Here is a 5,969-nt window from a genome sequence, read left to right on the forward strand (position 1 = left end):
GCCGACGCGGCCCGCCTGTTCTGAGTGGCGTCCTGTGAGCTGCGTCCCGTGAGCTGCGTCCCGTGAGCTGCGTCCCGACCCCACCGCCCCCGGCCCCGCGGACGCTCCGCTCCCGCCGTCTCAGGCCGCGAGTCCGCCGAACAGCAGTGACACCGTCATCGCGATGACGACCGAGTCGAAGGCGGACGCGATGACGACGTTCGCGCGCACCAGGCGCCAGCCCTCTCTCGAGCGGATCTCGGCCGAGACCGTGGCCGCCGTCGTGGACAGCAGGAGCGCGAGGGTCGCGTCGTCACTGAAGTGCGGCGCCTCCTCGAAGGCGATGCGCACCTGCGACCGCCGGGGCGACCGCGACTCGAGGCGCAGGCAGGCCTGTGCGACCGAGAAGACCATCAGCACCCACGAGCTCGCGACGGCGAGCAGGGCGGCGGCGATAGAAGGGGGCTCGCTGCGGAACTCCGTCCTCTGCGCGATCGCCACCGTGACCACGATCGCCGGCACCGCCGCCGACAGCGTCGTGCCGGTCGCCCCGGTCGCCCCCAGCGTCCGCGAGAGGAGGCGCCGCTCGCCGCGCGCCTCCTCCTCGGCGGCGCTCCGCAGCGCCTGCTCGTCGAGGCGCGAGGAGGAGGCGGCGCTCCGCAGCGCCTGCTCGTCGAGGCGCGAGTACGAGGCGGCGCTCCAGCCCACGGAGAGGGCGGTGGAGAGCGGCCGGCCGAGCAGAGAGACCGGAACGAGGGTCGCCGTCGCATCGACGGCCCCGTCGCCCGGAGCGAGCGTCCCCGTCGCCAGGACGAGCAGCACCACCACGATGGTGACCAGGAGGCTCACGCGCACCCGGAACAGATCGGAGCGGGATCGTCTGCGCGCGGTCATCGCGGTCCTCCCCGGCAGGGGCCCGGAGCGCGCCCCGAACAAAATCCACGCCGTTCCGTCCTGCCGCGTCCCGTGCGTTACCAGGCCATTCGTTGCAATCAACAACAAATCCCCCGCGCACCCGGCAGAATGGATCCATGACCTCACGGAGCAACTGGGCGGGCACCTACGAGTACCGCGCCGCCGCCATCATCGAGCCGGAGTCCGTCGAGGAGGTGCAGCGCCTCGTCCGCGAGAACGACCGCGTCCGCGCCCTCGGCAGCCGCCACTCCTTCAACTCCCTGCCCGACACCCCCGGCGCACTGCTGCACCTGGGCCGCCTGGCCTCCGACCCCGTGATCGACGCTGAGGCGAGCACCGTCACCGTCGGCGGCGCCACCCGCTACGGCGTCGTCGCCGCACACCTGCACAGCAACGGCTACGCCCTGCACAACATGGGCTCGCTCCCGCACATCTCGGTCGCCGGCGCCATCGCGACCGGCACCCACGGCTCGGGCGACCGCAACGCGAACCTCTCCTCCGCCGTCTCGGCCCTCGAGCTCGTCACCGCCGACGGCTCGCTGCGCACGATCCGCCGCGGGGAGCCGGGCTTCGAGGGCGTCGTCGTCGGCCTCGGCGCCTTCGGCATCGTCACCCGGGTGACCCTCGACATCCAGCCGACCTTCGACGTCCGCCAGGACGCGTTCGTCGACCTGCCCTGGGAGCGCGTGCTCGACGACTTCGACGCGATCACCTCCTCCGCCTACAGCGTCAGCCTCATGACCCACTGGTCCTCGCCGACCGTGGAGCAGCTGTGGCTGAAGACCAAGGTGGCGGCGGGATCCGTCGCCGACGTCGACGCGACGCACCTGGGCGCGGTCGCCGCCTCCGCGAGCCTCTTCGCCGTCTCGGAGGGTGTCGACTCCAACCTGAACCCGTTCGGCGGCTCCGTCGGACCGTGGTCCGAGCGCCTGCCGCACTTCCGCCTCGACCGCGAGCCGAGCGCGGGCGACGAGATCCAGAGCGAGTACATGGTGCCGCGCGCGAACGTCCGCGAGGCGATCGTGGCGCTGCGCGCGATCGGCGAGCGGATCGACGACGTCCTGCTCATCACGGAGCTGCGGACCATGGCGGGCGACGACCAGTGGCTCTCCCCCGCCGGAGGCCGCGACAGCGTCGGCGTGCACTTCACCTTCAAGAAGGACCGCGCCGGCGTCGACGCCGTGCTCCCCGCCGTCGAGGGCGCGCTGCTGCCGCTCGGCGCCCGGCCGCACTGGGGCAAGCACTTCCTCGCCGGAGCCGACGAGATCGCGCCGCTCTACCCGCACCTCGAGGAGTGGCGCACCCTCCGCTCCGAGTGGGACCCCTCGGGCCGCTTCGCGAGCGACTTCCTCCGCGACCGCCTGCTCGGCTGAGCGGCACCCGCCCCGCGGGACCAGGCAGGTTCCGCGGGACGGGGCTCACAGGACGTGGGTCGCGGGACGGGGCTCGCAGGACACGGCTCGCGGGTCGCGGCTCGCGGCTCGCGGGATGCGGGATGCGGGATGCGGCCTACGGGACGCAGCTCACGGGACGCAGCTCACGGGACGCAGCTCACAGGACGCCACTCAGAACAGGCGGGCCGCGTCGGCGGGCTCGACGAGGTCGCGCACCAGCGCCGGGATCCGCTTCCGGAACGGGAAGAACCCCCGCGACGCCGACGGCCACGCCGCACCGTCCCAGCGGCGGCGCACGGTGACGAGCGCGACCCCCGCGTCGGCGAGAGCCGAGCGGAGCGCCTCCACCCGCTCTCCGACGGGCCCGACCGGCGCGTACGGAACGACCACGGTGTCGATCCGCTCGGACACCGCCCAGTCGACGACCGTCGCGGCACGCGCGTCCGCCAGCACCCTCGCCGGCCGACCGCTGGAGTCGGAGGTGCGCTCGGCGGCGTCGGCGAGCGCCGCGGCGGTGAAGGCGGCGACCGCGTCGGAGACTCCGGACGGCGAGCGCCCGCCCGCGTCCCCGGCGACGGCGCACGCCACGAGGCGCTCGGCCAGACCCGGCTGCTCGGCGAGCAGGCTCTCCGCCTCGAGGTCCTCCTCGTGCAACAGGAGGCCGGGGCGGGCGCCGACGGTCCCCACGACGTCGTCCTGCTCGAGCGGTGCCCGCGGCGGGAAGGGCTCCTCGGTGAGCGCGGGGGCCGTGGTGGCGAGGCCGCTCGGCGAGAAGCGCCCCTCCGTGTAGCGCGCGATGTTGGACGCGGAGGCGAGGTAGGTCTTGCCCGGAGTCTGCAGGCCGGCGACCCATCGCCACGACAGGGTGTTGGACGCGGCGTCGCCGTCGAGCAGGTGCCGGTAGAAGAAGTCGGCGCCGAGCTGCCAGGGCAGTCCGAGGGTGAAGATCCAGATGCTCGCGAACCACATGCGGGTGTGGTTGTGGAGGTACCCGGTCTCGACGAGCTCGCTCACCCACGCGTCCATCGCGTCGATGCCGCTGTGTCCGCCGATCGCGTCGAGGTACCCGGGCGGAGGATCGCCCGCGGAGGAGTCCGCCACCTCGCGGCGGTAGCGGCGCCAGACGTCCGGGTTCTGCTCGAGCCAGCCCTTCCAGTAGGTGCGCCAGAACACCTCCTGGACGAACTTCTCCGCGGCGGTCAGCCGGTGGCGCGCGAGGACCGCAGCGACGACCTCCCGCTCGGTGACGAGGCGGTGGCGGAGGTAGGGCGAGAGCCCGGAGACGTTGTCCCGGGACGGTCCGAGGTCGTGGTTGCGGTCGCGGGCGTAGGCGGAGCCCGCGCGGGCGACGAAGTCGTCGAGCGCCTCGAGACCGGCGGCTCTGGTCGGGATGAACATCGCCCCATCATCGGCGTCGGCCCGGTGAGAACACCGGCGGCGGCCTCCCGAGTGCGCTCCGGGGACGGAGGCGCCCGCCGAGCGCTCGTCAACGGGGTGACCGGCGCCTCCGACCCGACGTAGCGTCGGAGGACGAGAGGGAGGCCGCCATGCCCCGCGAGGAACAGATCCCGTCCACCATCGAGCGCTCCGACGAGCACGCGCAGAAGCTCTGGTCGGCCGCGCACGACTCGGCCGTCGACAGCTACGGCGACGGCGAACGCGCCCACCGCACCGCCTTCGCCGCGCTGAAGCACGAGTACGAGAAGGTCGGCGACCACTGGGAGCGCAAGGCCGAGAGCGGCCCCTCCGACTCCCGCGCCGAGGGCCACGGCCGCTCCCCCGGGGGCGAGACGGCGGGCGGAGTGGACGCGAACGCCACGAAGGCGCACCTGATGGACCTCGCCAAGCGCCTGGACGTCTCCGGCCGCTCGCGCATGACGAAGGCCGAGCTCGTCGAGGCCCTGCAGAAGGAGAGCACCCGCCGGACGCGCGACGCGCGGTAGGGGCAGGGGCGGGGCCGGGGACAGCCGCCCCGCCGAGCCCCGGCCCGCTCAGTCCAGCGCGTCCCGGACGGCCGCCATGCCCAGCTCCAACTCGGCGAAGGTGGTCGACAGGGGCGAGAGGCCGATCCGGATGCCGTCGGGTCGGCGGAAGTCCGGCACGACCCCCTCCGCCTGCAGCCGCGGGACCAGGCCGGCGAACGACTCGTGCGCGATCGTCACGTGCGAGCCGCGCCGGGCGGGGTCGAGCGGAGTCGCCACCCGCACCCCGCGCGGCAGCAGCCACGCGTCGGCCAGCTCCAGCGCGTACGCCGTCATCGCCTCCGACTTCGCGCGCACCGCGGGCATGCCCACCGAGGCGATCAGCGCGATCATGTCCTGCATCGCGAGCATCCCCGTGATCGGCGGGGTGCCACTGAGGAAGCGCCGCATGCCCTCGGCCGGACGGTAGCCGGGGCCCATCTCGAACATGTCGGCGACGCCCATCCAGCCCTGCACCGGCTGCGCGAGCGAGCCCTGGTGCCGGGAGGCGACGTACGCCCACGCGGGCGCCCCCGGGCCTCCGTTCAGGTACTTGTAGGAGCAGCCGACCGCGAGGTCCGCGCCCCACTCGTCGAGCTCGAGCGGCACCGAGCCGACGGAGTGGGAGGCGTCCCAGAGCACGAGCGCGCCGGCCTCGTGCGCCTGGGCGGTGATCGCCGCGGCGTCGGCGAGGAACCCCGAGCGGTACGCGACGTGGCTGAGCAGCACCAGTGCCGTCCGCTCGCCGAGCACGGGGGCGAGGTCGTCGGGGCCGACGCCGCTCCCGGGGTCGGAGTCGATCCAGCGGAGAGTGCTGCCGGTCTCGGCCGCGATGCCCTCCAGCACATACCGGTCGGTGGGGAAGTTATCGGTGTCCACGACGATCTCGTCGCGCCCCTGCTCCGCCTGGCGGGCGATCGCCGCGCGGGCGAGCTTGTAGAGCAGGACGGTCGTGGAGTCGGCGACGACCGTCTGCCCGGCCGCGGCTCCCAGCACCGCGGAGCCGAGGGCGTCGCCGACCTCGAGCGGCATGTCGAGCCAGCCCTCCTCCCAGCCGCGGATGAGGCGGCCGCCCCACTCCTCCTCCGCGAACCGCGCGAGCCGGGCGACGCTCGCGCGCAGCGGCCGGCCGAGCGAGTTGCCGTCGAGGTAGGAGCGGACCTCGGGGGTGCGGACGAACAGCTCGGGGCAGTGCGCGAGCGGGTCCTGGGCGTCGAGCGGATGCATGCCCTCACCCTAGGTCGCGGGCGCCGGGCGCGACGCGCGCCGCGGGGCCCCCGATGCGTGCCGCCGCGGTCCCTGACGGGTGCTGCCGGGGCCCCTGACGCTGCTCAGACGCCGCCCACTGTCCGGAAGTCGTCGCACTCGGCCGCGACTGCGACGACTCCCGAGCACTCGCGAGCCCTCACCCGGAGCCCCTCCCCCACTGTCCAGAAGTCGTCGCACTCGGCGTCGACTGCGACAACTCTTGAGCACTCGCGAGCCCTCACCGGAGCCTCCCCCACTGTCCAGAACTTGTCGCACTCGGCGTCGACTGCGACAACTCTTGAGCACTCGCAAGCCCTCACCCCGGAGCCTCCCCCACTGTCCAGAACTTGTCGCACTCGGCCTCGACTGCGACAACTCCTGAGCACTCGCGGACCCGCAGACTCGCGCCGGTCGCCACTGCTCCGAAGTCGCCGTGCTCGCGCTCCAGTACGGCCGCTTCCGCGTGGTCGCG

Annotated in this window: 5 protein-coding genes; 2 read left to right on the forward strand and 3 right to left on the reverse strand. The window is 73.7% G+C overall.

All coding sequences use genetic code 11. The features are described from left to right. Positions 1–120 precede the first annotated feature (120 nt). Positions 121–873: a DUF1345 domain-containing protein gene (locus tag C5B98_RS16325; protein WP_104225166.1), complete on the reverse strand. Its 753-nt coding sequence runs from the start codon at positions 871–873 to the stop codon at positions 121–123. Between the two features lie 137 nt (positions 874–1,010). Between C5B98_RS16325 and C5B98_RS16330 the strand changes: the two genes are divergently transcribed. Beyond that, entirely contained in the window at positions 1,011–2,267 is a 1,257-nt protein-coding gene (locus C5B98_RS16330; RefSeq protein WP_104225167.1) for a D-arabinono-1,4-lactone oxidase, read from the forward strand. Positions 2,268–2,459: 192 nt separating this feature from the next. Here C5B98_RS16330 and C5B98_RS16335 read toward each other — a convergent pair whose 3' ends face one another. Then, positions 2,460–3,686, reverse strand: a complete 1,227-nt coding sequence (locus C5B98_RS16335) for an FAD-binding domain-containing protein (protein ID WP_104328115.1) — start codon at positions 3,684–3,686, stop codon at positions 2,460–2,462. A gap of 149 nt (positions 3,687–3,835) precedes the next feature. Here C5B98_RS16335 and C5B98_RS16340 point away from each other — a divergent pair, with 149 nt between their 5' ends. After that, the gene (locus C5B98_RS16340) at positions 3,836–4,231 is read left to right on the forward strand and encodes a ChaB family protein (RefSeq protein WP_104225169.1); all 396 of its coding nucleotides are present in this window, start codon (positions 3,836–3,838) and stop codon (positions 4,229–4,231) included. A gap of 48 nt (positions 4,232–4,279) precedes the next feature. Here C5B98_RS16340 and C5B98_RS16345 read toward each other — a convergent pair whose 3' ends face one another. Then, on the reverse strand, positions 4,280–5,476 hold the full coding sequence (locus tag C5B98_RS16345; protein ID WP_104328116.1) for a kynureninase: 1,197 nt from the start codon (positions 5,474–5,476) through the stop codon (positions 4,280–4,282). Positions 5,477–5,969: the final 493 nt, after the last annotated feature.

The sequence above is a fragment of the Rathayibacter sp. AY1A5 genome (genome assembly GCF_002930875.1).
Lineage (GTDB): Bacteria > Actinomycetota > Actinomycetes > Actinomycetales > Microbacteriaceae > Rathayibacter.